The sequence below is a fragment of the Porphyrobacter sp. MBR-49 genome, from assembly GCF_053628655.1.
On the sequence record NZ_JBRJGU010000010.1, the window covers coordinates 50,278 to 75,977 of the forward strand.

Annotated in this window: 23 protein-coding genes and 1 pseudogene; 15 read left to right on the forward strand and 9 right to left on the reverse strand. The window is 62.4% G+C overall.

Annotated elements, in window-relative coordinates:
• Nucleotides 1–170: 170 nt before the first annotated feature.
• Together ACSSV3_RS13220 and ACSSV3_RS13225 are read right to left on the reverse strand one after the other, a co-directional pair.
• Nucleotides 171–2,888: a TonB-dependent receptor domain-containing protein gene (locus tag ACSSV3_RS13220; RefSeq protein WP_354326620.1), complete on the reverse strand. Its 2,718-nt coding sequence runs from the start codon at nt 2,886–2,888 to the stop codon at nt 171–173.
• A gap of 114 nt (nt 2,889–3,002) precedes the next feature.
• Nucleotides 3,003–4,595 carry a hypothetical protein gene (locus tag ACSSV3_RS13225; RefSeq protein ID WP_354326618.1) on the reverse strand — a complete coding sequence of 531 codons (1,593 nt, stop codon included), beginning with the start codon at nt 4,593–4,595 and terminating at the stop codon, nt 3,003–3,005.
• Nucleotides 4,596–4,918: 323 nt separating this feature from the next.
• Here ACSSV3_RS13225 and ACSSV3_RS13230 point away from each other — a divergent pair, with 323 nt between their 5' ends.
• The 11 genes from ACSSV3_RS13230 (at nt 4,919) to ACSSV3_RS13280 (ending at nt 17,288) form a co-directional block, all read left to right on the forward strand.
• Nucleotides 4,919–5,329 (forward strand): tetratricopeptide repeat protein, encoded by a 411-nt coding sequence (locus ACSSV3_RS13230; RefSeq protein WP_354326616.1) that lies wholly within the window; start codon nt 4,919–4,921, stop codon nt 5,327–5,329.
• 168 nt (nt 5,330–5,497) lie between these two features.
• On the forward strand, nt 5,498–6,121 hold the full coding sequence (locus ACSSV3_RS13235; protein ID WP_354326615.1) for a lytic transglycosylase domain-containing protein: 624 nt from the start codon (nt 5,498–5,500) through the stop codon (nt 6,119–6,121).
• Between the two features lie 42 nt (nt 6,122–6,163).
• Nucleotides 6,164–6,475, forward strand: coding sequence for a TrbC/VirB2 family protein (locus ACSSV3_RS13240; protein WP_354326613.1), 312 nt, complete (start codon nt 6,164–6,166; stop codon nt 6,473–6,475).
• Nucleotides 6,476–6,482: 7 nt separating this feature from the next.
• Nucleotides 6,483–6,767, forward strand: coding sequence for a type IV secretion system protein VirB3 (locus ACSSV3_RS13245; RefSeq protein ID WP_354326611.1), 285 nt, complete (start codon nt 6,483–6,485; stop codon nt 6,765–6,767).
• Between the two features lie 12 nt (nt 6,768–6,779).
• Nucleotides 6,780–9,203, forward strand: coding sequence for a VirB4 family type IV secretion/conjugal transfer ATPase (locus tag ACSSV3_RS13250; RefSeq protein ID WP_354326609.1), 2,424 nt, complete (start codon nt 6,780–6,782; stop codon nt 9,201–9,203).
• Nucleotides 9,200–10,399 carry a type IV secretion system protein gene (locus ACSSV3_RS13255; RefSeq protein ID WP_354326607.1) on the forward strand — a complete coding sequence of 400 codons (1,200 nt, stop codon included), beginning with the start codon at nt 9,200–9,202 and terminating at the stop codon, nt 10,397–10,399. The genes ACSSV3_RS13250 and ACSSV3_RS13255 overlap by 4 nt, the downstream gene beginning before the upstream one ends.
• The gene (locus tag ACSSV3_RS13260; RefSeq protein ID WP_354326605.1) at nt 10,396–11,196 is read left to right on the forward strand and encodes a TrbG/VirB9 family P-type conjugative transfer protein; all 801 of its coding nucleotides are present in this window, start codon (nt 10,396–10,398) and stop codon (nt 11,194–11,196) included. The genes ACSSV3_RS13255 and ACSSV3_RS13260 overlap by 4 nt, the downstream gene beginning before the upstream one ends.
• Nucleotides 11,197–11,236: 40 nt before the next feature.
• Nucleotides 11,237–12,370: a TrbI/VirB10 family protein gene (locus tag ACSSV3_RS13265; RefSeq protein WP_354326603.1), complete on the forward strand. Its 1,134-nt coding sequence runs from the start codon at nt 11,237–11,239 to the stop codon at nt 12,368–12,370.
• An 8-nt stretch (nt 12,371–12,378) separates the two neighbouring features.
• Nucleotides 12,379–13,392, forward strand: coding sequence for a P-type DNA transfer ATPase VirB11 (gene virB11, locus ACSSV3_RS13270; RefSeq protein WP_354326601.1), 1,014 nt, complete (start codon nt 12,379–12,381; stop codon nt 13,390–13,392).
• Between the two features lie 159 nt (nt 13,393–13,551).
• Nucleotides 13,552–15,756 carry an RNA degradosome polyphosphate kinase gene (locus ACSSV3_RS13275; protein ID WP_454184819.1) on the forward strand — a complete coding sequence of 735 codons (2,205 nt, stop codon included), beginning with the start codon at nt 13,552–13,554 and terminating at the stop codon, nt 15,754–15,756.
• Nucleotides 15,756–17,288: a Ppx/GppA family phosphatase gene (locus ACSSV3_RS13280; protein WP_354326600.1), complete on the forward strand. Its 1,533-nt coding sequence runs from the start codon at nt 15,756–15,758 to the stop codon at nt 17,286–17,288. The genes ACSSV3_RS13275 and ACSSV3_RS13280 overlap by 1 nt, the downstream gene beginning before the upstream one ends.
• Nucleotides 17,289–17,352: 64 nt before the next feature.
• Here the strand turns inward: ACSSV3_RS13280 and ACSSV3_RS13285 are convergent.
• A pseudogene (locus tag ACSSV3_RS13285) lies at nt 17,353–17,650 on the reverse strand (hypothetical protein); the annotation flags it as partial.
• A gap of 70 nt (nt 17,651–17,720) precedes the next feature.
• On the opposite strand from ACSSV3_RS13285, the gene ACSSV3_RS13290 reads away from it, so the two are divergent.
• Nucleotides 17,721–18,158: a COG3650 family protein gene (locus ACSSV3_RS13290; protein ID WP_354326598.1), complete on the forward strand. Its 438-nt coding sequence runs from the start codon at nt 17,721–17,723 to the stop codon at nt 18,156–18,158.
• Between the two features lie 25 nt (nt 18,159–18,183).
• Here ACSSV3_RS13290 and ACSSV3_RS13295 read toward each other — a convergent pair whose 3' ends face one another.
• Together ACSSV3_RS13295 and ACSSV3_RS13300 are read right to left on the reverse strand one after the other, a co-directional pair.
• Nucleotides 18,184–19,659, reverse strand: a complete 1,476-nt coding sequence (locus ACSSV3_RS13295) for a S41 family peptidase (RefSeq protein ID WP_354326597.1) — start codon at nt 19,657–19,659, stop codon at nt 18,184–18,186.
• Between the two features lie 41 nt (nt 19,660–19,700).
• Nucleotides 19,701–19,910 carry a hypothetical protein gene (locus tag ACSSV3_RS13300; protein ID WP_354326595.1) on the reverse strand — a complete coding sequence of 70 codons (210 nt, stop codon included), beginning with the start codon at nt 19,908–19,910 and terminating at the stop codon, nt 19,701–19,703.
• Here ACSSV3_RS13300 and ACSSV3_RS13305 point away from each other — a divergent pair.
• From ACSSV3_RS13305 to ACSSV3_RS13315, 3 genes are all read left to right on the forward strand, one after another.
• The gene (locus ACSSV3_RS13305) at nt 19,909–20,511 is read left to right on the forward strand and encodes a YbhB/YbcL family Raf kinase inhibitor-like protein (protein ID WP_354326593.1); all 603 of its coding nucleotides are present in this window, start codon (nt 19,909–19,911) and stop codon (nt 20,509–20,511) included. The genes ACSSV3_RS13300 and ACSSV3_RS13305 overlap by 2 nt on opposite strands.
• Before the next feature lie 27 nt (nt 20,512–20,538).
• Nucleotides 20,539–20,790, forward strand: coding sequence for an SWIB/MDM2 domain-containing protein (locus ACSSV3_RS13310; protein WP_354326591.1), 252 nt, complete (start codon nt 20,539–20,541; stop codon nt 20,788–20,790).
• 214 nt (nt 20,791–21,004) lie between these two features.
• A complete protein-coding gene (locus tag ACSSV3_RS13315; RefSeq protein WP_354326589.1) occupies nt 21,005–22,294 on the forward strand; it encodes a dipeptidase in 1,290 nt (429 codons plus the stop codon).
• Here ACSSV3_RS13315 and ACSSV3_RS13320 read toward each other — a convergent pair whose 3' ends face one another.
• The 4 genes from ACSSV3_RS13320 to ACSSV3_RS13335 all read right to left on the reverse strand — a co-directional run bounded on the left by ACSSV3_RS13320 (nt 22,295) and on the right by ACSSV3_RS13335 (nt 25,628).
• Nucleotides 22,295–22,447, reverse strand: coding sequence for a hypothetical protein (locus ACSSV3_RS13320; protein WP_354326587.1), 153 nt, complete (start codon nt 22,445–22,447; stop codon nt 22,295–22,297).
• Nucleotides 22,448–22,555: 108 nt separating this feature from the next.
• Nucleotides 22,556–23,392 (reverse strand): 2,3,4,5-tetrahydropyridine-2,6-dicarboxylate N-succinyltransferase, encoded by an 837-nt coding sequence (gene dapD, locus ACSSV3_RS13325; RefSeq protein WP_354326585.1) that lies wholly within the window; start codon nt 23,390–23,392, stop codon nt 22,556–22,558.
• Between the two features lie 65 nt (nt 23,393–23,457).
• Nucleotides 23,458–24,540, reverse strand: coding sequence for a phosphotransferase family protein (locus ACSSV3_RS13330; RefSeq protein WP_354326583.1), 1,083 nt, complete (start codon nt 24,538–24,540; stop codon nt 23,458–23,460).
• Nucleotides 24,540–25,628, reverse strand: a complete 1,089-nt coding sequence (locus tag ACSSV3_RS13335; protein ID WP_354326581.1) for a Zn-dependent alcohol dehydrogenase — start codon at nt 25,626–25,628, stop codon at nt 24,540–24,542. The genes ACSSV3_RS13330 and ACSSV3_RS13335 overlap by 1 nt, the downstream gene beginning before the upstream one ends.
• Between the last annotated feature and the right edge of the window lie 72 nt (nt 25,629–25,700).

A 25,700-nucleotide genomic window follows, 5' to 3' on the forward strand; every position in this document is an offset into this window, starting at 1 on the left:
ATGATATTTGTTTCCGCACGGCATCCGCCGTGCGAAATCCTCGCTCACACGGCCTGAAGGCCGCGTAGCTGCGGGCGGCCGGTCGGCCTTGCGGCGCTTCGCGCCGATAACGTCCTGATCTCTTGTCCTGTCGGGAAGGCCGCCGCAGCGCGGAGGCGCTGCGGCCATCATCAAAAGCTGGCTTTTACCCCTAGGCTGAACGCGGTTCCCACATCGAAAGTGTTGATTTCGATGCGGTTGCCATCCAGTTCCTGAAATTCGAAATTGTCGCGGCCAAAGATGTTGCGCACTTTGAAGCTGAGTTCCAGCGGCAGCCCGCCCAATTGCAACTCTGACCGGGCCACCAGATCAAAGGTGATGCCAGGATTTTCCACCACGTCAGGCAAAGGCCCACCGCGCAGCGTCACGCGCTTGCTCGCGTAATTCACCAGCATGGTGACCTGCTGCACCTTATCGGTATCCTCGATCCCGAATGACAGATTGGCGATGTGATCCGACTGGCCCACCAGCGGCGAACCATTGTCGAACAATTGGGTTGCGTCTTGTTCGGTATTGCCCGGCACCGGGGCAATATCACCGTCAGCCACCGAAATGCTGGATTCGGTGAAGGTATAATTGGCGAAGATCAGGAACTGCTTCGTTTCGAACAATCCCCCCCAACCATCAAGCGGCACGCCATAGGAAATATCCAGCTCCGCCCCGTAAAGCTCGGCTGATGGCGCGTTTGCAAAACTTGTCAGCAATTCGCCCGAGGCATTGATCAGGAAGTTTTCGATTGGGTTATCAATGTCCTTGTAGAACCCGGCCAGGCTGATCCGGTCGCTGCCGCCAAGGTAATATTCGGCGCGCGCTTCCAGGTTCGTCAATTCGCTATCTTGCAGGAACGGGTTCCCGCGATACCGGCGGTTTGATTCGGGGTCGAAATAGGTCTGTTCCACCAGCTCGCGGAACTGCGGGCGGGCGATTGTTCGCGAAGCGGAAAGGCGCAGCTGCAAATCGTCGATCGCTTCCCACGTCACGGTTCCACCGGGCAGGAAATAATCATTGTTGATGTCAGTCGGGGTGGACCCCACTATCGGTTCGAGGAATACTGATTGATCCAGGGCGACGGTTTGCTCGCCGTCTTCGTAGCGCACACCGACATCGACCGTGATCCGATCGGTCGGCAGCCAGCGCAACTGCCCATAGCCGGCATTGACCTCAAGCGCGGCGTCGAACACCGGGAAGGGGGTCTGTTCGGTCAGTTGAATATTGAAACCGGCCAGCGTCGAACCATTGATGATGTCGCCCGGACGGCGCAGGCCCAGCGCGGTGATGGCGTCCTGCTGGGATTCAGGGGGCAGGAAATCGCAGATCGGCCCGCAAGATATCAGCGGCAAAAACTGGCGGCTGGATGATCGGCGGTCGGTGTCTGTGTAAGCATAGCCGACTGTCGCGGTTAGCGTGTCGAACAGATCATAGGACAGGTCGATCCCGCCAAAATACTGATCTTCCTTGAGGGCGTCGAAAGCAACCGATGCACGATTAGTGTCGCCGAGCCGCCCGCCGATATCAACCAGAAACTTATCACCGAACGGATCACCGGGGTTGTTGCTGCGCACGAATTCAAATTCGGCATTGAACGGCGCTTCGCGTTCAGAACGCGCATAGCCGCCGCGCAGGTCAACATCCAATGCACCAAAATCCAGCTCGGCCACCAACTGGGTGTCGATCAGCTGACGTTCAAACCACGCGGTCTGCTGGCGTTGGAAATCAAACCCGCTATCGCCCAGATTTATGTCGTTGCCGGTGCCCAACCGCGAGGTCTTGAGAGTGTCGCGGATATACAGGCTGGTCCATCGAACCGTGTGTTCGCCAATGTCCAAGCCGAAACCTAGCAGACCATTCACCAGAATCTTGTTATCGGTAATGAAGGTGTTGGAGGTTTCAAACACCTGCGTCAGATCAGCATTGCCAGCCTGACTCAACACCGAACGGTTACGCCAGGTGTTGGTGATGCCAGCTGTGGCAATCACGCCGAGATAGGTATCGCCGCCCAATTCAAACGACAGGCCGCCCGTAAGATTGGCGCTGAAATTGGCGGGCAGGTGGTTGTTCTTCTGCAAGGTCACGAGATTGAGCGGGAACAGCTGTCCGGCAATCGCCCCGCTTTCTTCGCGCGTCAGATCACCAACACGCCGTCCGCTGTCGAAAAACGCCTGCAAATTCGTCGGAATATCGCGGTTGCCATTGTCGAACCCGAAGGTGTCGAGGTTCGAACCGAAATGGGTCAACCCGTTTTCGAAAGTCGTTTCGGTGTCGCCGCTGCTACCGATGCTGACGTCGAGAAAGTTTTCGGTCGGAATCGCCTTGGTGGTCAGGTTGATCACCCCACCGCCGAATTCACCGGGGAAGTTGGCCGAATAAGTTTTCTGCACCAGCGACGATGAGATCACACTGGTCGGGAAAATATCGAGCGGAACGACGCGGCTCAGCGGTTCGGGGCTGGGCAGCGGCAGGCCGTTGAGCAAGGCGAGCGAATAGCGATCACCCAACCCGCGCACAAATACCCGTCCGTCGCCAACCAGTGACAGGCCGCTAACCCGGCCCAAAGCGCCTGCGATGTCGCCTTCACCGGTGCGGGCAATGTCGGCTTCGGACAGCACGCTCAAGACCTGGGTGGATGAGCGTTCAGGATTGCGGCTGCGCCGCCCGGTCACAATGATGCCGCCACCGGGCACCGAAATGTCGGGTTGCTCGAATTCGTCATCACTGCTGGTTTGGTCGTCCAGCACATCTTGCGCCGGGGGATCCGTTTCAACCGGAACAGCTTGGGCGTGCAGAACGCCGGGAAAGGTGAGCGACGAAGTCAGAAGCAGCAGCCCTGCCAGGCGCGTGCCAGTCGTCATAATGTTAGACCCCTTCATGAATAGGCCTTGGGAAATCACCGGTTGTCATCAGCCGGAAAAGAAAGGGGAGGGGCGCCCGCCATCGGTTGCGCCCCCCCATTTCGAAGCAGCCGATCAGCTGAAGACGGGCAGTGTCGTGCAAGCGCCCGTCGAACTGCCGAAATCCTGGATCGACGAGTTGCAGGTCCAGTTGCGGAACGCGTTGAAATCCGCTCCGGTCTGGATCGCGCCGATGCCCGGCCGGGCGGTGAAGATCGCAGCAAGGCCGGTTGCGTCGAACGCGGTCACCGCATTTTCATTGGCACCATTCACGATCCCGCCGGTCAGCGTGATGGTGAATGCCAGGTTGACATTGGTTCCCGCCGTTACGCCTGCCAGCACTTCGGCATCGGTGGTGGCGTTTGCACCGGCGGAACGATCACCGCGGGCCTGACGCGTGGTGCCGCCATCACACACGACCGAATTGATACCAAGCAGCGCGTCGAGCGTTTCCTGTTCGTCGATCCGGAAGCAGAACGATCCGTCACCATCGACCTTATCCATCACGCCGTTCGTGAGGCCGAGCGCCGCTCCGCCGCGTGCGCGGATCATCTGGGGGGACGTGGTTGAACGCTGCACAAAGGTGAAGTTGTTGACTCGCATCCGCGTGAGCGGGCGCGCGATGATCGGCAGTGACGCGCTGTTGGGCGAATCGAGTTCGATCAACGAGTCGCCGGTGCTGGCGCGTTGCACCACAACCACGTTTTCAAGGTTCGCCTGCGCGCCGGTATCGACGTCAAGGCCATCATCCGACGCCCCGATCACAGCAATATTGGTGACGTTGACCGTGCCGCCGAAGAACTCGACACCGTCATCTGAACTGTTGAACGACATCAGGTTTTCGATTGTGGTGCCCGAACCAACGCCGCCGGTGGTGAGCGATTGAAGCTCGTTGCCCGGTGCAAGTTCAAAGCCCGAAAAGCGGATCTGGTTGAAGGTGAATGAGCCCGAACTATCAGCGTTGTTGGCCCCGCCATAAGGGGTGGCCACCGATGTGCCTTCAAGCTGCTGTTCGCATTGCGGGTTGGCATTTGGCACCGCATCGGTGTTGAACACGCCGGTGTTGCAATCCGCAACCGGTGCGCGGCCCAGCAGCACGACGCCGCCCCACTGTTGCTGGCTGTTATCATTGGCCAGGCCGATCACGTTATCACGACTGGTCCAGATGATCGGGCGATCTGCCGTACCGTTCGACCGGATGGTGTTGCCGCGATTGACGACAAAGAACGAATTGGCCTGTGCAAACAAGATTACACCCGGCTCAATGGAAAGCGTGACGCCGGCTCCGGTGCTGCTGAAACCCCGGTCAGCGCCAACGTTCACGCGGCTGTCGATCTGGTAAAGCAGACCGTTCACGAACGGCAGATTGTCATTGGCGTTGAAGGTCGCGGGCAGACGGCAAACGCGATATTCGCCAGTCGGGCCGCTGATCGTGCCAGCGTCGGTCAGGCCGCCGGTCGACGCAATGGTCGGGCAACCTGCCGCCGGGGTCACAAGTGACTGCGTAGGCGTGGGCGTTGGGGTGGGCGTCGGCGTCGGTGCGGGCGGCGCCGGGTTGTTGATGATGATATCGCCGCTGGTGCCCGGCGAGACGATTTCATCCGCGCCGCAGCCAGCCAATGCAATCAGGCTGCAACCCAGAACGAAAGAGCGTTGAATATTTTTCACAGCGAGCGGTCCCCTAAATGGTCGAGAATCGAATCAAGCGCGACGAACGGTGTGCGCCTGAGGCTCGCTAGGGTTGGTGCGTGACAGAATTCTTTCAGCATTACAGCTATGTGGCAGTTACGCTATTATGACTGAAGAAAGACAAATATGACAAAAAAGAATTACGCGATGGCGACTGCGGGGGCCGCATAATTCATATTAATATACTTTAAAAACATATGTTTGGAGAATCAAATTACAGAAATATTACAATGTTGCAGTTTTGTTGCATCTTTCATCAATTCGAGTCACCATGCTCGTCAGTTGAAGAGGGAGTTTCGCCCATGTCCATGACCGCCTTCGCCATTGCATTGATCGCCGCCGCACCGCTGGCAGAACCGTCTGCGGCGCAATTGCAGCCGCCGGTTGCGGCAAGTGAACTCGCCGCGCAGCCGCTGTCCGCCGGACGGGTGGATCAGGCGTTGATGGTGCTGGAGAAAGCCAGCGCTGCTGATCCCAATGACCCTGCGCTTCTGATCAACCTGGGGATCGCCTATGCCCAAGCCGGTAACGAGGCCAAGGCCCGTACCGCATTCGAAGCGGCACTCGCCAGCCGTGAGGTGATTGAACTCGATACCGCCGATGGCACCACCACCGATTCGCGGCGGTTGGCGCGCAAGGCGATCAGGATGCTCGACCGCGGCGAGTTTCGTCCGGCCAATATGCGCAGCGAACAACTGACCTATCGCGAATAATCGGCCGGCGGCCTTCGGGTCGCACCATGTCGCCGCATCCGGGCGGGCTGCCTCTGGCGGCTCGCCCGTTTTGCTGTCGGAAGACCGGCGCGCAGCACCCACAGACGCGAGGCTGTCACCTGACTGTCATTTAGGTTAGACAAAGGGGACATTCTGGAGGGCCGGGACATGATTCTCGCCGCGATTAGCCGCGTCACGATTGCTGCCACGCTGCTGGGTCTTGCGACCGGCGCACGCGCCGACGTGCTTGAGCTTGGCCCCGATGGCGCGCGTTGGGTGGCCGGGCCGCTGGCGGGCGCACCTGCTGCACCGCCGGAACTTGATGCCAATTTTCCGGGGGGTCTGATGCTCCCCGCCTCCGCCATCGCCGACCCTGCGCGCCATGCCGCAGGCGTGCCGCCGCGCTATGCCGCCGCAATCAACGCCTTGGCCGCGCGGTTCGACCTTTCGCCCAGCCTGCTCGAAGCGGTGGTGTGGCAGGAAAGCCGCTGGCGAGAAAACGCAGTGTCGCCGGTTGGCGCGCGCGGCCTTGCGCAGTTGATGCCGGGGACGGCGCGTTATCTGGGCGTGAATGCCGATGATCCCTTCGCCAATCTCGAAGGCGGGGCGCGATACCTGCGTGAACAGCTCGATCGGTTCGACGGCGATCTGGAAAAGGCGCTCGCCGCCTATAATGCCGGGCCGGGGCGGGTTGAGCGCGCGAACGGCGTTCCCGATATCCGCGAGACAAAGCAATATGTTGCGGCGATCATGGGGCGGCTTGCCAACCATGCGCGCCCGGCAGCACAATAACCGGCGGATGATCGCCATGTATCTGAAGGTATGGATAAATAAATGATGTCGCTGTGTCGCCTTCCTGCCCACCTTGCCGCGCTGCTGATGCTGGCGCTCACCCCATCGGCTGCCTTTGCCCAAACCGCTGATCCGGCGGGTTCCGGCCCGATCAATTCGGCGCTGTTGTGGTTGCAGGGCACGCTGCTCGGCACGGTGGCGACCACGGTTGCGGTGATGGCGGTCGCCGCGATCGGCTTCATGATGCTGACCGGGCGGATGAATTGGCGCTTCGGCGCAACGGTCATCATCGGCGTGTTCATCCTGTTCGGCGCGACCACGATTGTCGCCGGCATCCAGTCGGCGGCGGGGTAATGCTACGATGAGCGATCTCACCCGCAACCCGGTGCATCGCGCGCTCACCCGCCCGCAGATGTTTGCGGGAGTGACGATGAATTTCTTCGTCATCAACCTGATGGTGACGACGATCGCGTTCCTGATCCTCGACAGCTTCTGGGTCATTCCCGTGCCGATTGTGATGCACGTGATCGGCTATTTCGCTTCGCTGCGCGAACCGCGCGTTTTCGACCTGTGGATCACCAAGGTCAGCAAATGCCCGCGCGTGCCCAATTTCAAACGCTGGGGATGCAATTCCTATGCGCCGTAAGGACGCCCGGACATGAAGAAGTGGATCGGAGCCGCCGCGTGGAGCGCGAAGGAAGCGCGCGTGGGCGACCGGCTGCCCTATGCGCGGCTGGTGGATGAAAACACCGTTTTGCTGCGCGATGGATCGGTGATGAGCGCGATTCAGGTGCCGGGGTTGCTGTTTGAAACCGAGGATTCCGACGCGCTGAACGCCCACGCCGCCACGCGTGAGGTGATGCTGCGCTCCACCCTCGATGCGCGGTTTGTAATGTATCACCACGTCATCCGCCGCCGGGTTGAGGTGGAGCTGGACGCCGAATTCCCCGATGCCCTGTCGCGCCATATCGACGCGCGCTGGAAGCAGCGGTTGGCGGGCGGATCGCTGTTCATCAACGATCAGTTCGTCACCCTGATCCGCCGCCCCGCGCGCGGCAAAACCGGGTTGCCCGAACGCCTCTCCAAACTGTTCTCGCGCAGCCGTCAGGATGAGCTTGAGGCCGACCCTAAGGACATCCGCAGCCTCAAGGCCGCGATCACCGGGCTGGTCGCCTCGCTGCAAAATTACGGCGCGGCGGTGCTGGGGGATTATCAGGCACCCGGCTCGGCAGGCACGAACTCCGAGATGCTGGAGCTGCTCAGCGCGCTGTATAATGGCGAAATGCGCCCGGTGCGCCGTCCTGCACCGGAAACCGATATCGGCCATATGCTGCCCTATCGCCGAGCTAGTTTTGGCCTTGATGCGATGGAGCTGCGCGGGTCAGCCGCGCCCGATTTCGCCGCGATCCTCGGGCTGAAAGACTATCCCGAGGCGACCTCGCCCGGTCTGCTCGACAATCTGCTGCGGCTGCCGTTCGAAATGGTGGTGACGGAAAGCTACGCCCCCAACGAACGCACCACGGCGAAAGAACGCATCGACCTTGCGCTGCGCCGTTCGCGCTCGGTGGATGAAGAAGCCGCTGCCGAACGCGCCGACATGATGGCGGCGCGCGATGCGCTGGGCAATGGTGCGGTCGGGTTTGGCGATCATCACCTGACCGTGCTGGTGCGCGAACGCTCGCTCCCCCGGCTCGATGACGCCATGGCGTCCTGCGCCGCGGCGCTGGCCGATACCGGCGCGATTGCGGTGCGTGAGGATACCAATCTTGAACCCGCGTTCTGGGCGCAGTTCCCCGGTAACGAGGAATATATCGTGCGCCGCGCGCTGATATCCTCGGCCAATATGGCGGGCTTCGGGTCGTTCCACGGCTTTGCGCTGGGGCAGGCCGCAGGCAACCACTGGGGCGATGCGGTGACGCTGCTGGAAACCACCAGCGCCACCCCGTTCTTCTTCAATTTCCACCACGGGGACTTGGGCAATTTCTCGGTCATTGGGCCATCCGGCTCGGGCAAGACCGTGGTGATGAACTTCCTTGCGGCCCAAGCGCAGAAGTTCAAACCGCGCACCATCCTGTTTGACAAGGATCGCGGGGCGGAGCTGTTCATTCGCGGGATCGGCGGGCGCTATGACCGGATCGCGCCGGGGATGCCCACCGGGTTCAACCCGCTCATCCTGCCCGATACGCCTGCCAACCGTGCGTTCCTGCGCGATTGGCTCGCGGTGTTGTTGAAGGCCGATGGGCCAGAGGAATTTTCGACCATCAGCGCCGCGGTTGATGCGACCTACGCCAATGATCCATCGCTGCGGCGGCTGCGCCACTTCAAGGAACTGCTCGCGGGCGCGCGTCGCCCGACACCGGGCGATCTGGCGGATCGGCTGGCGGCGTGGATCGGGGAAGGCGAACATAGCTGGCTGTTCGACAACGAACGCGACCGGCTCGACCTCTCGCAGCGCGTGCTCGGCTTTGACATGACCGCGCTGCTCGAAAACCCGCGTCTGCGCACGCCGACCATGATGTATCTGTTCCACCGGATTGATGAACGGCTCGATGGTCAGCCGACTATGATCCTGATCGATGAAGGTTGGAAGGCGCTGGATGACGAGGTGTTCGCCGCGCGCATTCGCGATTGGCTGAAGACGCTGCGCAAACGCAACGCGCTGGTCGGGTTTGCCACGCAAAGCGCGCGTGATGCGCTCGACAGCCGGATTTCGACCGCGCTGGTCGAACAGACCGCGACGATGGTGTTCATGCCCAACAGCCGCGCGCGGCCAGAGGATTACTGCGACGGGTTCGGGTTGACGAGCCACGAATTCGCGCTGATCCGCTCGCTACCCGCGCACTCGCGCTGCTTCCTTGTGCGTCAGCCCGATGCATCCGTGGTTGTCCGCCTCGACCTGTCGGGCGCGCCGGAGGTGCTCACCATCCTGTCAGGCCGCGAAAGCGCGGTGCGCAGGCTCGATCTGCTGCGCGAAGCGGTGGGGGATGAGCCGGCCGCTTGGTATCCCGCGCTCACCGGGCGCGAGTGGCCCGATGGCGTGGTGGACGAAGACGGCCAGCCTGTCTGGCAGGCCGCGGAATGACCACCGCGTGCGATCTGGCCGCCCAGTCGATGGGCACCGGGGTGGCCGCCGCGCTTTCGGCGGTGGACTGCATCGCCAGCGGGGTATCCGAACAGGCGTTCAACCGGCTGTTTGGCACCGAAGGCCAGCTGACCTTCGCGTTGACGCTGATGTTGGTGCTGTATGTCAGCTTCTTTGCGATTTCGCTGATGCTGGGGCGATCAAACCTTGGGGTGCGCGCGCTGCTGCCCAAGGTGATCACACTGGGGCTGGTAATGGGTTTTGCCACCAGTTTTGTGGCGTTTTCGACGATTTTCTACAACATCTTCATCGGCGGGCCGGACCAGATCGCAGGCATCTTGACCGGCGTGCGAGGTGAAAGCGCCACGACGGTGTTCGCGCAGAAACTCGACGTGGTGTTCCTCGCGATCCAGCAGGCGAGCGGGGATACCAAGGATATCAATGCCTTTTCGCCGCCGGGCATGATGTGGTTTGGCGCGATGCTGCTGCTGCTCGGCACCGTGGGCCTGCTGGTGGCGGCGCGGATTGCGCTGGCGCTGCTGCTCGCGGTGGGGCCGATTTTCGTGGTGCTGGCCTTGTTCGAAGGCACGCGCGGGCTGTTCACCGGCTGGCTCAAGGGGCTGACGATGATGGCGCTGGCACCGCTGTTCGCGGTGCTGGGCGGGTCGATCATGCTCGAACTCGCGGTGCCGATCCTCGCCGCGCTGGTGGCGGTGCCGGGGCAGATCGATCAGCAGGCGGCGATGGCGTTCTTTCTGGTCGGCGCGGTGCACATGGCGTTGATGTTCATGGCGTTGAAGGTGGCGGGCACGATGGTTTCAGGCTGGCAGGTGTTCGGGCTGGTTCCGGACAAGCAGCGTGGCCGCAGCAATGATGCCCCGCGCTCCGCGCCCCCACCCGTGATGGCCGTGACCACGCCGCGCAGCACGAATATCGCGTCTGGCAATCCCGGCCTTGCCCCGCGCAGGGTCGACCTAGGCACCCCTTCGCCCGCGCTTGCCGGCAATGATACCGGGCCTGCGGGCAATGTTTCACGTGAAACACACGTCTTTGCCACGTCTGGTGGCGGACAGGTGGTGCCGCTCAACCCCGCCACTTCGCGCACCCGCGGCATCGGCAACCGCTTCCGTTCGGCCAGCAATACCAAAGGCGGAGCCAAGCCCGCCATGACCACCCCACCGGAGACCTACCAATGATCCGAGCCGTGATTCTTCCCGCGCTCGCCTTCGCGCTGACTGCCCCCGCTGCGGCGCAGGACGCCCGACTGCAAACGCTGGTCTATGATGAGGCCGCCGTGGTGCGGATCGACGGCAAGGTGAAGGTGCAGACCACCATCAAATTCGCCCCCGATGAAGTGATCGAAAACGTCGCCATCGGGGACAGCGCGGCGTGGCAGGTGCAGCCAAACAAGGCGCAGACGATCCTGTTCGTCAAACCTTTGGAACCCGCCGCGCGCACCAATATGACGGTGGTGACCGACCGGCGCACCTACCTGTTCGATCTGGTCGCATCCCCGCGCAATGCCCCGCTTTACGTGCTGCAATTCCGCTATCCCGAGCTGGAAAAGGCCGAGGAAGAAGCGCGGCTTGCTATGGCGGCCGAGGCTGAGGCGGAGGCCTTGCGTGCGGCGGCCAACCCGCTGGAGCTGGCGGCTGCCAATGATCCCTATGCGGTGTCCGATCCGGCTAGTCTGAACTTCGAATGGGCGAGCGCGGGCGCGGTTGAACTGCTGCCCAGCCGCGCCTTTGACGATGGTGATGCAGTGTTCCTGAGCTGGCCCACGGGCACTGCAATCCCGGCCATTCTCGTGACCAATGACGATGGCGATGAAGGCCCGGTCAACTTCACCGTGCGCGGGGATACGGTGGTGGTTGACGGGGTGCCGCCGCAGATCATCCTGCGTTCGGGCCGCGATACCGCCACGCTCACCAATACCGGCCCTGCCGCTCCGTCGGCGCGCAGCGCCGGGCTGTCGGGCAAGCGGGGATCGTGATGATTTCGAACCACATTCACTTCGCCAAGGAGACCGAATAATGCGTCTGGCCATGCGTTTACCGCCGAAAAAGGGCGATGGAGCAGGTAGCGAAGCGGTTGATCCGCGGGAGCGCGAATCGGCGGAAATCATCGATCTCGCCAGCCGCGCGGCGTTCCCGGCTGTTACCGACCGCAAGGCGAAAGGTGACAGCCTTGGGCTAGCGGTTGGGGTGGCTCTGGTCGCGCTTTTGGGCGCGACCACGTTCTGGGCGATGAATTCGGCACGCACGCCAGAACCGCAGGGGATCGGCAATCCCGCCGTGGCCCCGCCGCAGGCCGCTGCGCCTGCGACGGTGCAGCCCGTGGCCGATCCTGCGCTGCAACCAGCCCAACCGCAGCCCGATCCCGCGCCAGCGCCCGTTCTGGCCAATAACCCCGCGATGATGCCGGGCGCGGCGATCAATCCCTATGCCAGCCCGCAATTGGTGTTCGACGCCAGCCGCGCCGCCAGCGCCTCGCGCCTTGCCGAGGCTCCGTTGGGCGCACCGGCAGGCAGCGCGGCGGGTGATGTGGCAGGCACCGGCGGTGCGGCCGCCTTTGCCAGCCGTATCGGCGGGGTGGGCGGCGCGCCTGCACAGGCGCGGCCGATGACCAATCCTTCGACCACAGTGACCGAAGGCACGCTGATCCCCGCGATCCTTGAAACCGCGATCAACACCGATGTTCCGGGCTTTGTCCGCGCGGTGGTGAGCCAGGATGTGCGAAGTTTTGATGGCAAGCGCATTCTCGTGCCGCGTTCGTCGCGGTTGATCGGGCAGTATCAGGCGGGCGTGCAGCAAGGGCAGCGGCGCGCCTATGTGATCTGGACGCGGCTGATCCGGCCGGATGGCGCTTCGGTCAACCTTGCATCACCCGCGATCGGGTTTGACGGGACGACCGGGCTGGAAGGTGACGTCAACAGCCACTTCTTCAAACGCTTTGGATCGGGCCTGCTGCTGTCAGTGATCGGCGGGCTGGGCGCGGTTGCGACCGGCGGCGTCGGCGGCGTGATCGTTGCGGGCGGCGCGCAAGGCGCGGCGAGTTCGGCGGTGCAGGCCAACGGCGAGATCAGCCCGACCATCCGCGTGCGCATGGGCGAACCGATCCGGGTGTTCACCGCGCGCGATCTCGATTTCAGCACGGTCGGCAACTGAGTGGAGCAATGAGCGCGGATATCCACCGACTGGGCATGGGTGAGGAGCCTGACAGCGCCGCGTTGAGTGCCGAACGCAGCGTCTATCTTGACGCCTATCTCGCGCCGTTCCGCCGCTGGCTTGATCGTGACACTGTGACCGAAATCATGGTCAACCGACCCGGCGAAGTGTGGATCGAGGATGCGTCGAATCCGGGGATGCAGCGGATTGATACCCCCGAAATTGATGACCGGCTCGTGCAGCGCCTCGCCGAACAGGTCGCGCGCGTTTCGCACCAAGGGATCAACCGCGAACACCCGCTGCTGGGTGCCACCCTGCCAGACGGCGCGCGGGTGCAGTTCTGCGGCCCGCCTGCCAGCCGCAAGCATTGGGTAATGGCAATCCGCCGCCATCGCAGGCTCGACTTGCCGCTTGATGCCTATGACACCGGCCCGCTGGTGGGCGAGGGCCATGTCGACCTGCCCGACCCGCAATCGCAGCCGATTGCGTTTCTGCGCGCAGCGATCCGGGCGCGGCGCACGATCCTGATTTCGGGCGGCACCAGCACCGGCAAGACCACCTTTCTCAACGCCATGCTCGGCGAAATCCCGCGCGCTGAACGGGTGGTGATGGTCGAAGACACGCCCGAGTTGAAGTTTCCGGGAGAAAACGCGGTCGGCCTGGTCGCGATCAAAGGCGAGCTGGGCGAGGCCAAAGTCACCGCCAATGAATTGCTGCAAGCCGCCTTGCGCCTGCGGCCCGACCGGATCGTGCTGGGCGAATTGCGCGGCGCGGAAAGTGTCAGTTTTCTGCGCGCGATCAACACCGGGCATCCGGGCAGTTTTTCGACCATCCACGCCAATAGCTTGCGCGGCGCGCTCGAACAATTGTCGCTGATGGTGATGCAGACCGGGATCGGGCTGACCCGCACAGACACCATCGCCTATGCCGCCAGCGTGATCGACGTGATCGTGCAACTGGGCCGCGATGCCAATGGCAAACGCGGGATCACGCAGATTGCTGATAGCCGGGATCTGGTATGATGTCCGGTCTGCGCCGCCAGAGGTGGCCCGTCAGCACAAGCTGTCAAATTGACATTGGTGTGACAAGCACATCTTCCTGATTTACACCTTGCAGCCTAGCGAACATGGGGTTGCGAGTGTCGTGATCGATCAAGCGGCGCGAGGCAGAACAGGGAAGCGATGAGCACGTCACCGATTGCCACTGAGGATGTTTCCGCCAGCACAAGCACCGTGCAGATGGTTGAACTTGGCCCTGACGAATCGCCCTATTTCAACCGCGAGCTATCGTGGCTGCAATTCAACCAACGCGTGCTGGCAGAGGCCTGCAACGAACAATATCCGCTGCTGGAACGCCTGCGCTTCCTGTCGATTTCGGGCAGCAATCTTGATGAATTCATGATGATCCGCGTGGCCGGGCTGGTCGGGCAGGTGCAGCGCGGGCTGGAAACACCGTCGCTTGATGGGCGTAGCCCTTCGCAGCAACTCGCCGCGATCCGGCAAAAGCTGGCTGAATTGTCGCAGCGCCAGCAAGCGATCTGGCGTTCGGTGCGCGATGGATTGGCCGGGGCTGAAATCCACATTGCCGATGAACAGCGCATCAGCCCTGCCGCCTACAAGTGGCTGAAAGCGTTCTTCCTTGAAGAAATCCTGCCGATCATCACGCCGCAGGCGCTCGACCCGGCGCATCCGTTCCCCTTCGTGCAGAACGAAGGCATGGGCCTGCTGTTCACGCTGACCCGCGACGAGACAAACGAACAATTGATCGAAATGGTGCTGATCCCCAGCGCGCTGCCGCGGTTTGTGCGGGTGCCGCATAGGGTGACGGGCGAAAGCGGGGTGCTGTATATTTCGATCGCGCGGCTGATCCAGCGCTATGCCGGCGCGCTGTTCCCCGGCTTCACGATCGAAGGCGACGGGTTGTTCCGCGTGCTGCGCGACAGCGACATCGAAATCGAGGAAGAGGCCGAGGATCTGGTGCGCACCTTCCGCAGCGCAATCCAGCGCCGCCGCCGCGGGCAGGTGATCCAGTTGGAACTGGAGGAAGATTTCGATCCTGCCGCCGAGGCGCTGCTGCTTGAACAATTGGGCATCAATGAAGCCGCGGTAATCAAGACCGATGGGATGATCGGGATCGACGGGCTGGCCGAAATCGTCCGCGAAGACCGGCCTGACCTGAAGTTCGACGCCTATTCGCCGCGCTTTCCCGAACGCATCCGCGAACATGACGGCGATGCCTTTTCCGCGATCCGCGAAAAGGACATCATCATCCACCACCCCTACGAAAGTTTTGAAGTGGTAGTTGATTTCATCCGGCAGGCCGCCGCCGATCCCGATGTGGTGGCGATCAAGCAGACGCTTTACCGCGCGGGATCACAAAGCGCGGTAATCAATGCCCTGATCGAGGCGGCAGAGGCGGGCAAATCGGTCACGGCCGTGGTCGAATTGAAGGCCCGGTTTGACGAAGAACAGAACCTCAAATGGGCGAGCAAGCTTGAACGCGCCGGGGTGCAGGTGATCTACGGTTTCACCGACTGGAAAACCCACGCCAAGGTGGCGATGGTGGTGCGCCGCGAGGGCGAAAGTTTCCGCACTTACTGCCATTTTGGCACCGGCAATTATCACCCTGTCACCGCCAAGGTTTACACTGATCTGAGCTTCTTCACCGCCGACCCCAAACTGGGGCGCGATGCGGCCAAGATGTTCAATTTCGTCACCGGCTATGTCGAACCCCATGCGCTCGAACGCATCCACATCGCGCCGATCGATCTGCGCGCCGAAATCTATCGCCGGATCGATATCGAGATCGCCCATGCGCAGGCAGGCAAGCCAGCGGCGATCTGGTTCAAGTGCAACCAGCTGACCGATGAAGGCGTGATCGATCGGCTCTATGCCGCCAGCAATGCCGGGGTGCAGGTGGAACTGATCACGCGCGGCATCTGTTGTTTGCGCCCTGGGGTGGCGGGCCTTTCGGAAAATATTCGGGTCAAATCGATAATCGGCCGCTTCCTTGAACACAGCCGTATCTATGCCTTTGCCAATGGTCACGCCCTGCCGAGCACGCAGGCGGCGGTGTTCATCTCATCGGCGGACATGATGAGCCGCAATCTGGATCGCCGGGTTGAGGCGCTGATCCCTATCCTCAACCGCACCGTGCATGATCAGGTGCTGCAACAGGTGCTGCTGGCCAATATGCTTGATACCGAACAAAGCTGGTGGTTGCACCCCGATGGCAATTATTCGCGGGTTACGGCAGCCAAGGAAGACGGAGCAAAACCATTCAACTGCCACCGCTATTTCATGACCAACCCGTCGCTATCGGGGCGCGGCGGGGCGCTTGAAGCGGGCGCGGTGCCCAAGCTGACCATGCGCCGGGGGGCGGCCTAGTGACCTATCCAAAACGTCGGGGTGAGCTTGGCAGCGTGATTGCCGGAAGCAGGCCCGAACGTGCGATCATCGACATCGGTTCGAACACCGTGCGTCTGGTCGTCTATGGCGGCACGATGCGCGCGCCCACCGTGTTGCTCAACGAAAAGGTGACCGCCAAACTGGGGCGTGACATCGCCAGCGCGGGCAGGCTGGCCGACGAAGCGATGGCGTTGGCGATGCGCGGGCTGAGGCGGTTTGCATTGTTGCTGGTCGATCTGGGCATCACCGATATTGAAACGGTGGCCACAGCGGCGGTGCGCGATGCAGCCAATGGCCCTGAATTCGTCGCGCAGTTGCAGGCTATCGGCCTTCAGCCGCGCGTCATCACGGGCGAGCAGGAAGCCTTGCTCAGCGCCCACGGGGTGATCGGCGCGTTCCCGCAAGCACGCGGGATCGTGGCGGATCTTGGCGGGGGTAGCCTTGAACTGGTGCGCGTTGCTGGCGGGCAGACCGACAGCGCCAGCACGCTGCCGCTCGGCACCCTGCGCCTGCCCGATCACCGCAAGGGCGGGCGGGCAGAGATGGACAAGTCGCTCGACAAGGCGATCCGCAAGGCCGGGTGGGATCTATCGGGCAATGCGCCTGATGCGAACGGCGCGCTCTATCTGGTCGGCGGAACGTGGCGGGCGATGGCGGTCTATGCGATGGCGGCGCGCGGATACCCGCTCAGCGATCCGCACGGGTTCGAACTCGACTCCGATGCCGCGAACGAACTTGCAAAGGGCCTAGCCTCGACCGAAAGCCAGGTAATCAAAGGCCGCGAACGGATTTCGGCGATGCGCGCTGAAAAGCTGCCCGATGCCGCCGTGCTGTTGCAGGCATTGCTGGCGCGGCTGGCACCCGCAAAGGTGGTGTTTTCATCATGGGGTCTGCGCGAAGGGCTGATTTATGATCGCCTGCCAGCGCATACCAAGGCGCAAGACCCGCTGCTCGCCGGGATCGCGGTGTTTGCCAGCCAGCGCGGATCGGCTCCGACGCTGGCGACGCGGCTGGCAGCCTGGACGCTCGACGCGGCGCCCGCGCGCGAACATGGCAGCGAACGGCTGCGGCTGGCAGCAACCATGCTGGCACTCGCCGCAATGCAGATCGAACCGAACATCCGCCAGCCGCAAGCCATCAACTGGGCGCTGCACAAACGTTGGGTGGGGATCAATGCCATGGAACGCGCGATGCTCGCCGCTGCGATTTCCGCCAATGGCAACCAGCTGAATCTACCCGCCCGGGTGCGCGCGCTCGCAAGCGAGGAGGCGCTGGAGGAAGCGGTGCGCTGGGGTCTGGCGCTGCGGATCGCCCGGCGGCTGGGCGCGCAGTCGCGCCGCTCGCTCGAAGTCAGCCGGCTGGTGGTGGAAGACACCGCGCTGGTTTTGAAACTGGCGCACAGCCACGCCGCGCTGTGCGGCCAGTCGACCGAAAAGGATATAAAGCTGCTGGCCGGGCGGTTGGGGCTTGGCTGGCGGGTCGATATCGTGCCCGACGCCGAACTGGTATAAGCCCGTGCGGCGCCTGAGCATTTTCAGCGCGTGATGCGTCAGCATCTTAGCGCGCTGGTATTAAGCGTTTGACGGTTGTTTCCTTGATAGTCCGGTTCATCCGCTCGGTCTGACCGTTGCGCCAGGGGTGATTGATCTTAGTTTCTATGCACCGCATATCGACCATGAGTGTCGTTCAGGTGGCTTCGGGCCAACGCCATAGGGAAGTAGCCAATGGCGTATGTCCTGAACGTCTTCATCGGTTCTTTGTCACCAGCCACTTCGGGCAGTCGGCTGATTGCGCGGCGCTGCAGGCAGCGATGCAGTGACGGGCATGTCAGAACGCGGGATTGTGGCCTGCTGGCGTAGAGGCAGTCATCCAGCGCCCGATGCGGCTTGCAAACGGGGCGAGGGGGTCTATTCTCGCTAAACGTTCGCAGGGGAGGCGGTGCCATGACAATCCACCAGGTTTCATTTCCGGTCACAGCTGCGCTGCTGATGGGCCTGACCGCTTGCAGCCCGGCCAAACAGACCATCGACCCCGCGGGCGAAACCTTTGCCGCAGTGGCACCTGATGAGGTGATCACGCTTACCGGAACCGAACCGTTCTGGGGCGTCCGGATATCAGGGGGGCAAGCAAATTATGCCAACCCCGATCATCCCGAAGGCTATGACTTTGCGGTTGAGCGGTTCGCTGGAAACAACGGGCTGGGCTTTTCGGGCACGATGGAAGGGGCCGCAGTCACTATCACGCTTACGCCCGGTGCGTGCAGTGACGGGATGAGCGACCGCACCTATCCCTATGTCGCCACTATCGCCTTGGGTGACGAAACCCTGCGCGGGTGCGGCTATACTGACCGGCAGCCATTTACGGGCGATGCCGCGCCGTAAACGGCGGGGTTGATACGCCCTGATCCTAGAACAGTCCCGGAATCTCGAACTGCGCGGCATTGGGCCGTTGGGGCTGCAGCATCTGGTGCTCTGGCAGATCGAGTCCGGCGCGCGCGCGCTGGGTTTGATTCACGCCGCCCGCAATTGCGATTTGCCCGCCGGTAATCGGCGCTGCGCATGAGCGCCCGGCCAGAAAATCGAGTGCGGTCGCAATTGAGGCTTCCTGCGGATCACCAAGCGCGCGTGAGAGGTCATCGCCCGCGCTGCAAGTATTCGGCATTACGCTAGCCAGACCCGAAAAATATTCGCCCTGGTCATTGGCGTTGACCGTTTGGAAGGTGACCGCGCGCACCCGCAGATCACATGCGGCAAGATCAAACCCGAACTGGCCGACCGGCTTACCAAACGAATTGGCACCGATCAGCGCGATGTTATCGTTCAGATAGGGGATCATGCTGTTGGTGACCAACTCGCTTGCCGATGCGGTCGCACCGGTGGCGATGAAGGCGACACGGCTGGGGGCAATCGCGTTGACTTCGCTGCGAAACAATCGTGTTTCGTTCTCGGCTGCCTTGGATGGGCGCAAGATGGTGCGGCTCCACACCTGTCCGATGCGTCCTTCACCCATCAGATCGCCCATCGTATCGGCCACACTCACCAGCCCGCCGCCATTATAGCGCAGGTCAATGATCAATTCGGTCACGCCCTGCGCGGCGAATTGGCCATAGGCCTGGCGCAACTGTTCTGCGGCGTCAGCAACAATGAAGGTGCGCAGGTTGAGATAGCCCACCTGTTTGCCGCCATCATTGAGGATCAGCGTGCCAAAGCGGTCTGATACCGGATCGAGCGAAAAATCGGTCTTGGTGATGCTGCTTTCGATGGTTGCGCCGCCGGGTTGGACAAAGCGCAGCACCCGTGTTGTACCTGCGGTGGACGGGCCAAGTGCATCGACCACCGCCTGCGCGCCTCCGCTTGCCATCAGGCTGGATACGGTTTGCAGGTTGGCGCTGGTGGTGCCGATCGCGGTAATCTCGCTACCGCGATCCAATCCGGCGGCAAGGCCGTTGGCACCTTCAAAAGCTTCCGCCACGAATACCCGGCGTGCAGCATTATCAAACGCCAGACGGATGCCGAAGCCCGCGCTGGAGCCGGAATTGATCAGCGCGTTTTCTTCGGCAATCGAGGTTGCAAAGGTGAACCCGCGATCACGGTTCTGCGCCCGCGCCGGGGCGACCCGCGCATCAAGGTAGGCTTGCAGGCTGTTGACGCTGGTCTGATTGACCGTGGCCAGCAGATCGGGGAACAGATACCATTCATTGAGCACCTGATCGGCAAAATCCTGCTGGGCACGCAGCGAACAGGCTGAAGGTGTCGGAGTTGGTGTGGGCGCAGGGGTCGGCCCGCCGCCGGTATTGGGCGGTGGGCTTGACGATCCGCCGCCGCCACAGGCAGCAAGACTGGCGGCGAGAACGAAGCTCAATGCGGTGCGACCGACATGCATGGCGAGTGATAACTCCGGAATCGTAAAGGATCAGAGGCGGGCTAAGCCCTGTTTTCTACATCGAAGAGATGCAATGTCACCGGTGCAAGAGCAAGGATCGGCGCATCCAAACTGTGCAATAGGGCTGAAACCGTGACCTTTTTGCCTGCATTTGCTGAGTTTTCCGCAAAAACCGGCGAAAACCGCCTTGCCAAGTCTCGTTTCTCGGCGCTGGCTGGACTAGCACGAGGGGGATGGAACGACAGAATCATGACTGATTTTCCGGCCTGGCTCACGGCGCACGTGCCTGCGCCCGCGCGTCATCCCGGCCTTGCGGTGGCGGTGCTGGGATCGGCGCAGACGATGGCGCGCGGCGGATTTGCGCTGACCAGCCCGGCGTTTGGCGCGGGCGAGGAAATGGACGCCAGCTTCACCGCGTGGGAAGAAGACGCCGTCGCCCCGCCGCTGGAATGGAGCGCGCCGCCGCCCGGATCGCACGAATTGGTGCTGGTCGTTGAAGATGCTTCGGGCGCTTTGGCCAAGGGGGGCGCTGAACCAGCGTGCCACTGGCTAGTCTGGGGCCTCGCTGCGCAGCGCGGCAAGCTGCTTGAAGGCGAAGTGCCGCCGCGCACTGGCAAGAACGCGTTTGGCAATTCCGAATGGCTGTTGCCCGACCCGCCCGAGGGTGAGACGCGCCACTATCTGTTTCAACTGTTCGCTACCGACCTGCCGCTTGTGCTGATGCCTGGCGCGGGGAGGGCGGAACTGCTCGCATCGCTGCAAGGGACGATTACCGCCTGCGCAGTGCTCCACGCTACCTTTACCGGGGGCGGGAGTGATGATGCGGGCTGGGAAGATGATGAGATTGACTAAACTGCCACTATGACAAGGGAGTAGAATATGGCTGGCTCGACCAACGCACTGCAGAAACCCGTGACACTTTCCGGTGATCTCGAAGCGGTCATCGGCAAGGGTCCGATGACCCGCGCTCAGGTGACATCGAAGGTGTGGGAATACATCAAGGCGAACAGCCTTCAGGACACCAAGGACAAGCGTCAGATCAATCCCGATGCCAAGCTGGGCGCGGTGATCGGCAAAGACCAGATCTCGATGTTCCAGATGACGGCTGCGGTGTCCAAGCACCTCAAGTAAGCGTGCCGGGCACCATCGCGGTGCCTTGCCACTTGCGCAATATCGGCGGCGCGCGGCCTGTTATGGGTCGCGCGCCGTCGTGTTTTGGCGGTGGTTGGGCCTGTGCGGCGCACCGGTAATTCCAGCGCAATTGTTCGATCAGCTTAGCCGCGCTATCACCCTTGCCAATGTCTTTGCCCCGATCAGCGGGCGTTTACCTTCGGGAGCCTCCTCCATGCAAATCTGTGCGCCGTCTTTCATCGCTCTGGCCGCTGCGCTGGCGCTGGTCAGCCCGCTTGCTGCGCAGGAGGCTGACCCGGCGGTCGCCACCGCCAATGCCGCGCTGGAGGCCGCGCCGGTGTTTGATGGGCATAATGACGTCCCCAACCAGCTGCGCGCGCGGGTGGCGAACCAGATCAACGGATTTGATTTTGCGGACACCTCTCACACTGGCGAGAGCCATCCCCAAGCGAGCGTGATGCAGACCGATCTGGCGCGGCTTGCCCAAGGCAAGGTCGGGGCGCAGTTCTGGTCGGTCTATGTCCCCTCCAACCCCGATGAGGCCGAGGCGGTGCAGCAGGTGATCGAGCAGATCGATGTCACCAAGCGGTTGATCGCGCGCTACCCCGATGGGCTGCGTTATGCCGAGACCGCCGATCAGGTCGAACGCGCAATGGCCGATGGCAAAGTCGCTTCGCTGCTGGGCATGGAAGGCGGCCATTCGATCGGATCGAGCCTGGCGGTGCTGCGCCAGCTTTATGCGCTGGGCGCGCGCTATATGACGCTCACCCACAACAGCAACACCCCGTGGGCCGACGCGGCGACCGATACCCCGGTGCACGGGGGTCTGAGCGATTTCGGCAAGGATGTGGTGCGCGAGATGAACCGGCTGGGGATGCTGGTCGATCTTTCCCATGTCAGCGAGGCGACAATGCTCGATGCGCTCGACGTGGCGCAGGCCCCGGTGATTTTCAGCCACTCGGGCGCGCGCGCGATCAATGGTCATCCGCGCAATGTGCCCGATTCCGTTCTGCGGCGGCTGCCCTATAATGGCGGGATCGTCATGGTGGTGGCGTTGCCGGGGTTCCTCAATGAACAACGCCGCCAGTGGTTTGCCACCCGTTCGGCCGAAGAGGCGCGGCTGAAGGCGCTGTTTCAGGGGCAGCCCGACACGGTAACGGCGACGATGGACGCATGGGATAAAGCCAACCCCGAACCCGCCACCACGATTGCGCACATGGCCGACCATATCGACCATATCCGCGAGATTGCGGGAGTGGAGTCGATTGGCATTGGCGGGGATTTTGACGGGATGCCATCAGGCCCGGTCGGTTTCGAGGACGTGCGCGGCTATCCGCTGCTGTTCGCTGAACTGGCCCGGCGCGGCTATTCGCAAGCCGAACTGGAGATGATCGCCAGCCGCAATGCGCTGCGGGTGATGCGCGCGGCCGAAGCTTTTGCCGCGAGCGTCGCGGACATGGCTCCGATCGAGACGCTGATCACATCGCCCGCGAAGGCGCAGTGATCAGCCCCAGATCGCCGGAATGATCCACACCGCGCTCATCGCGATCACGGCGAAGGCAAGGCTGAAGCCCAGCACATAGCGAAGGCCAGTGTGGGATACTGACCCGCGCGCGGCGTCGGTTTCGATGTGGACGGTGTCGTCTTGTTCGGACATGCGACTCTCCTATTGGTTTCCGTAAGGTAAGCCAACGGCAACATATTACAATGATTACCGCGATACCGCGCCGGGCGCGTTCTCAAACCTGCCGGGCGCGGTCGTCCCTCAGTCTCTGAGCAGTTCGTTGATTCCGGTCTTTGAACGGGTCTGCGCGTCCACCGTTTTGACGATCACCGCACAATAGAGGCTTGGGCCGGGTGATCCATCGGGTAGCGGCTTGCCCGGCAGCGATCCGGGGACGACCACCGCATAGGGCGGAACCGCGCCCATGTGGACTTCACCCGTGGCACGGTCGACGATCTTGGTTGATGCGCCAAGATAGACGCCCATCGACAGCACGGCGCCTTCGCCCACCCGCACACCTTCGGCGACTTCGGCGCGCGCACCGATGAACGCGCCATCGCCGATGATGACGGGTTCGGCCTGCAAGGGTTCAAGCACACCGCCAATCCCTGCGCCGCCGGAAATATGCACATTCGCGCCGATCTGCGCGCATGATCCGACAGTCGCCCAGGTATCGATCATGGTGTTTTCGCCAACGTAAGCGCCGATATTGACGAAGCTCGGCATCAGCACCGCGCCCTTGCCGATAAAGCTGCCGCGCCGCACCACTGCGCCGGGCACGACGCGAAAACCCGCTTCGCTAAAACGGTTTTCGCCCCAGCCAGCAAACTTCAGCGGCACCTTGTCAAACGCCGCCTCACCCGCTGCGCCGCCTTCCATCACGCGGTTTTCGTTCAGCCGGAAGCTGAGCAGCACGGCCTTTTTCAGCCATTGGTTGACCTTCCAGCCGCCACTTCCGTCAGGCTCTGCCACGCGCGCCTCGCCGCTATCGAGCAGCGCGAGTGCATCACTGACGGCATGGCGCACATCGCTGCCGGGTGTGACGTCAGCGCGGCTTTCCCACGCGTCTTCGATGGCGGCGATCAGGGTGTCACTCATGGTGTTCTCCGGTGCGAAATCAGCAAGTCGGTGCTGCTAGCCGCACTGTGGGAACACGGCAAGCGTTACGCTGGCATTCCGGCGGCGCGGGCGAATTCGTAAGCCCGCTCGGTCAATGGGCGCACGCGGTCGCTCATCGCCTGCGCATGGGCAGACGACGCGGTGCCATCGATCACGCGCTTCTTGATCCCCTGCATGATCCCGGCAAGCCGGAACAGGTTATAGGCAAAATACCAATCCATCGGCGGAACGGGATAGCCGGTGCGCGCGACGTAGCGTTCGACCGCTTCTTCGACCGTGGGGATGCCCAGCGCCGCCAGATCCAGCCCCAGCAGCCCCGCACGCCCGTCAGCGGGCTGGAACCAGTTGAGCATCAGGTAGCTGAAATCGGCAATCGGATCGCCCAGCGTCGACAGCTCCCAATCGAGCACCGCGATGATGCGGGCTTCCGTCTTGTGGAAGATTACGTTGTCGAGCCGGTAATCACCATGCACCACGGATGAACCGTGCTGCGGCGGGATGGTTTGCGGCAGCCATTCGATCAGCCGCTCCATTTCGGGCATATGCTCGGTTTCAGACAGCTTGTATTGCTTGGTCCAGCGGGCGATCTGGCGCGCGCAGTAATCGGTTGGCTTGCCATAATCGCCAAGCCCGATGGCGTCGGGTTGATTAAGGTGCAGATCGGCCATCGTGTCGATCAGCGCGTGATAAAGTTCGCGGCGTTCGGCAGGTTCGATCCCCGGCAGCGCGCCATTCCACAGGCTGCGCCCATCGGCCATGCTCATCACGAAGAACTTCGATCCGATCACGTCCGGATCTTCGCACAGACCATAGGTGCGCGGGACGGGAAAGCCGGTGGGATACAGCCCGGTCATCGCGGTATATTCACGGTCAACCGCGTGAGCCGATGGCAGCAACTTGCCGAACGGTTGACGGCGCAACACGTAGGATGCGCTGGGCGTGTCGATCCGGTAGGTCGGGTTCGATTGCCCGCCCTTGAACTTGGTGTAGCTGATCGGGCCGGCAAAGCCTTCGACATTGGCTTCGAACCAGCGCGTCAGCGCGGCGAGATCGAGCGCGTCTTTCTCGGTCACTGCGACCGTGCCGACCATTTCCTTGTCGTAATCGATGTTGTTCGTTTCTGGCATCAGTCAAACACCACCACGCTGCGCGCTGAATGCCCCGCGCGCATCTTGTTGAAGCCTTCGTTGACCGCATCGAGCGGGATGCGTTCGGCGATAATCGTATCGAGATCGAGCAGCCCGCGCAGGTAAAAATCGACGAGGCGCGGCAGATCGATGGGGAAGTGGTTCATCCCCATCAGCGCGCCCATCAGCTTTTTGCCGCCGAGCAAATCCATCGCCGACAGGCCAACCTTGCAATCCAATGGCATCATGCCGAGGATCACTGCTGTTCCCCCGCGCCGCAACGATGCCACTGCAAGATCGGCCGAGGCTTGTCTGCCCACCGCTTCGATCCCCCAATCGACCCCGCCATTCGAAATGGCGATGATCTGCTTGGCCGCATCCTCGGCCAGCGCGTCGATGGTATGGGTCGCGCCCAGCACTTCAGCCAGCGCGCGCTTTTCCGGCAGCGGATCGGCGGCGATGATCTTGCCTGCGCCAGCGATTTTGGCGGCGTTGATCGCGGCCAGACCCACGCCCCCGCAGCCCACCACCAGCACGGTTTCACCCGGCGTCACCTTGCAAGCGTTGAAAATCGTCCCCGCCCCGGTCGTCACCGCGCAGCCGAGCACGGCGGCGCGATCAAACGGCATATCCTTGTCGATCGCAACGCAGGCGTGTTCGTGAATCAGCATCTGTTCGGACAGCGCCGACAGGTTGAGCATCTGTGCCACGGGTGAGCCATCGGCGCGCAGCATACGCGGCGGTTCACCCTTGGCACGGCGGGTGTCAGCGCCCATGCACAGCGCCATGCGGCCCGTTACGCAGAACTCGCAGTGCCCGCAAAAGGCGGACAGGCAGCTGACGACATGATCGCCGGGCTTCACCGTCTTCACTTCCGATCCGACCGCGCGCACGATCCCCGCCGCTTCATGCCCCGGTATAGCGGGAAGCGCGTGGGGGTAATGCCCATCGATGAAGTGCAGATCGGAATGGCACAGCCCGCAGGCCTTGGTGTCGATCAGCACTTCATGCGGAAGTGGGTCGGCAAAGGTGACTTCGCCGATGGTCAGGCCTTGGCCCGGTTGTTCAAGAATCGCGGCTTTTGCCATTGATCCAAATCTCCGTTCGCCCTGAGCCTGCCGAGGGCTGTTCTTCTTCATGACCCGTTGCTCGAAGAAAAG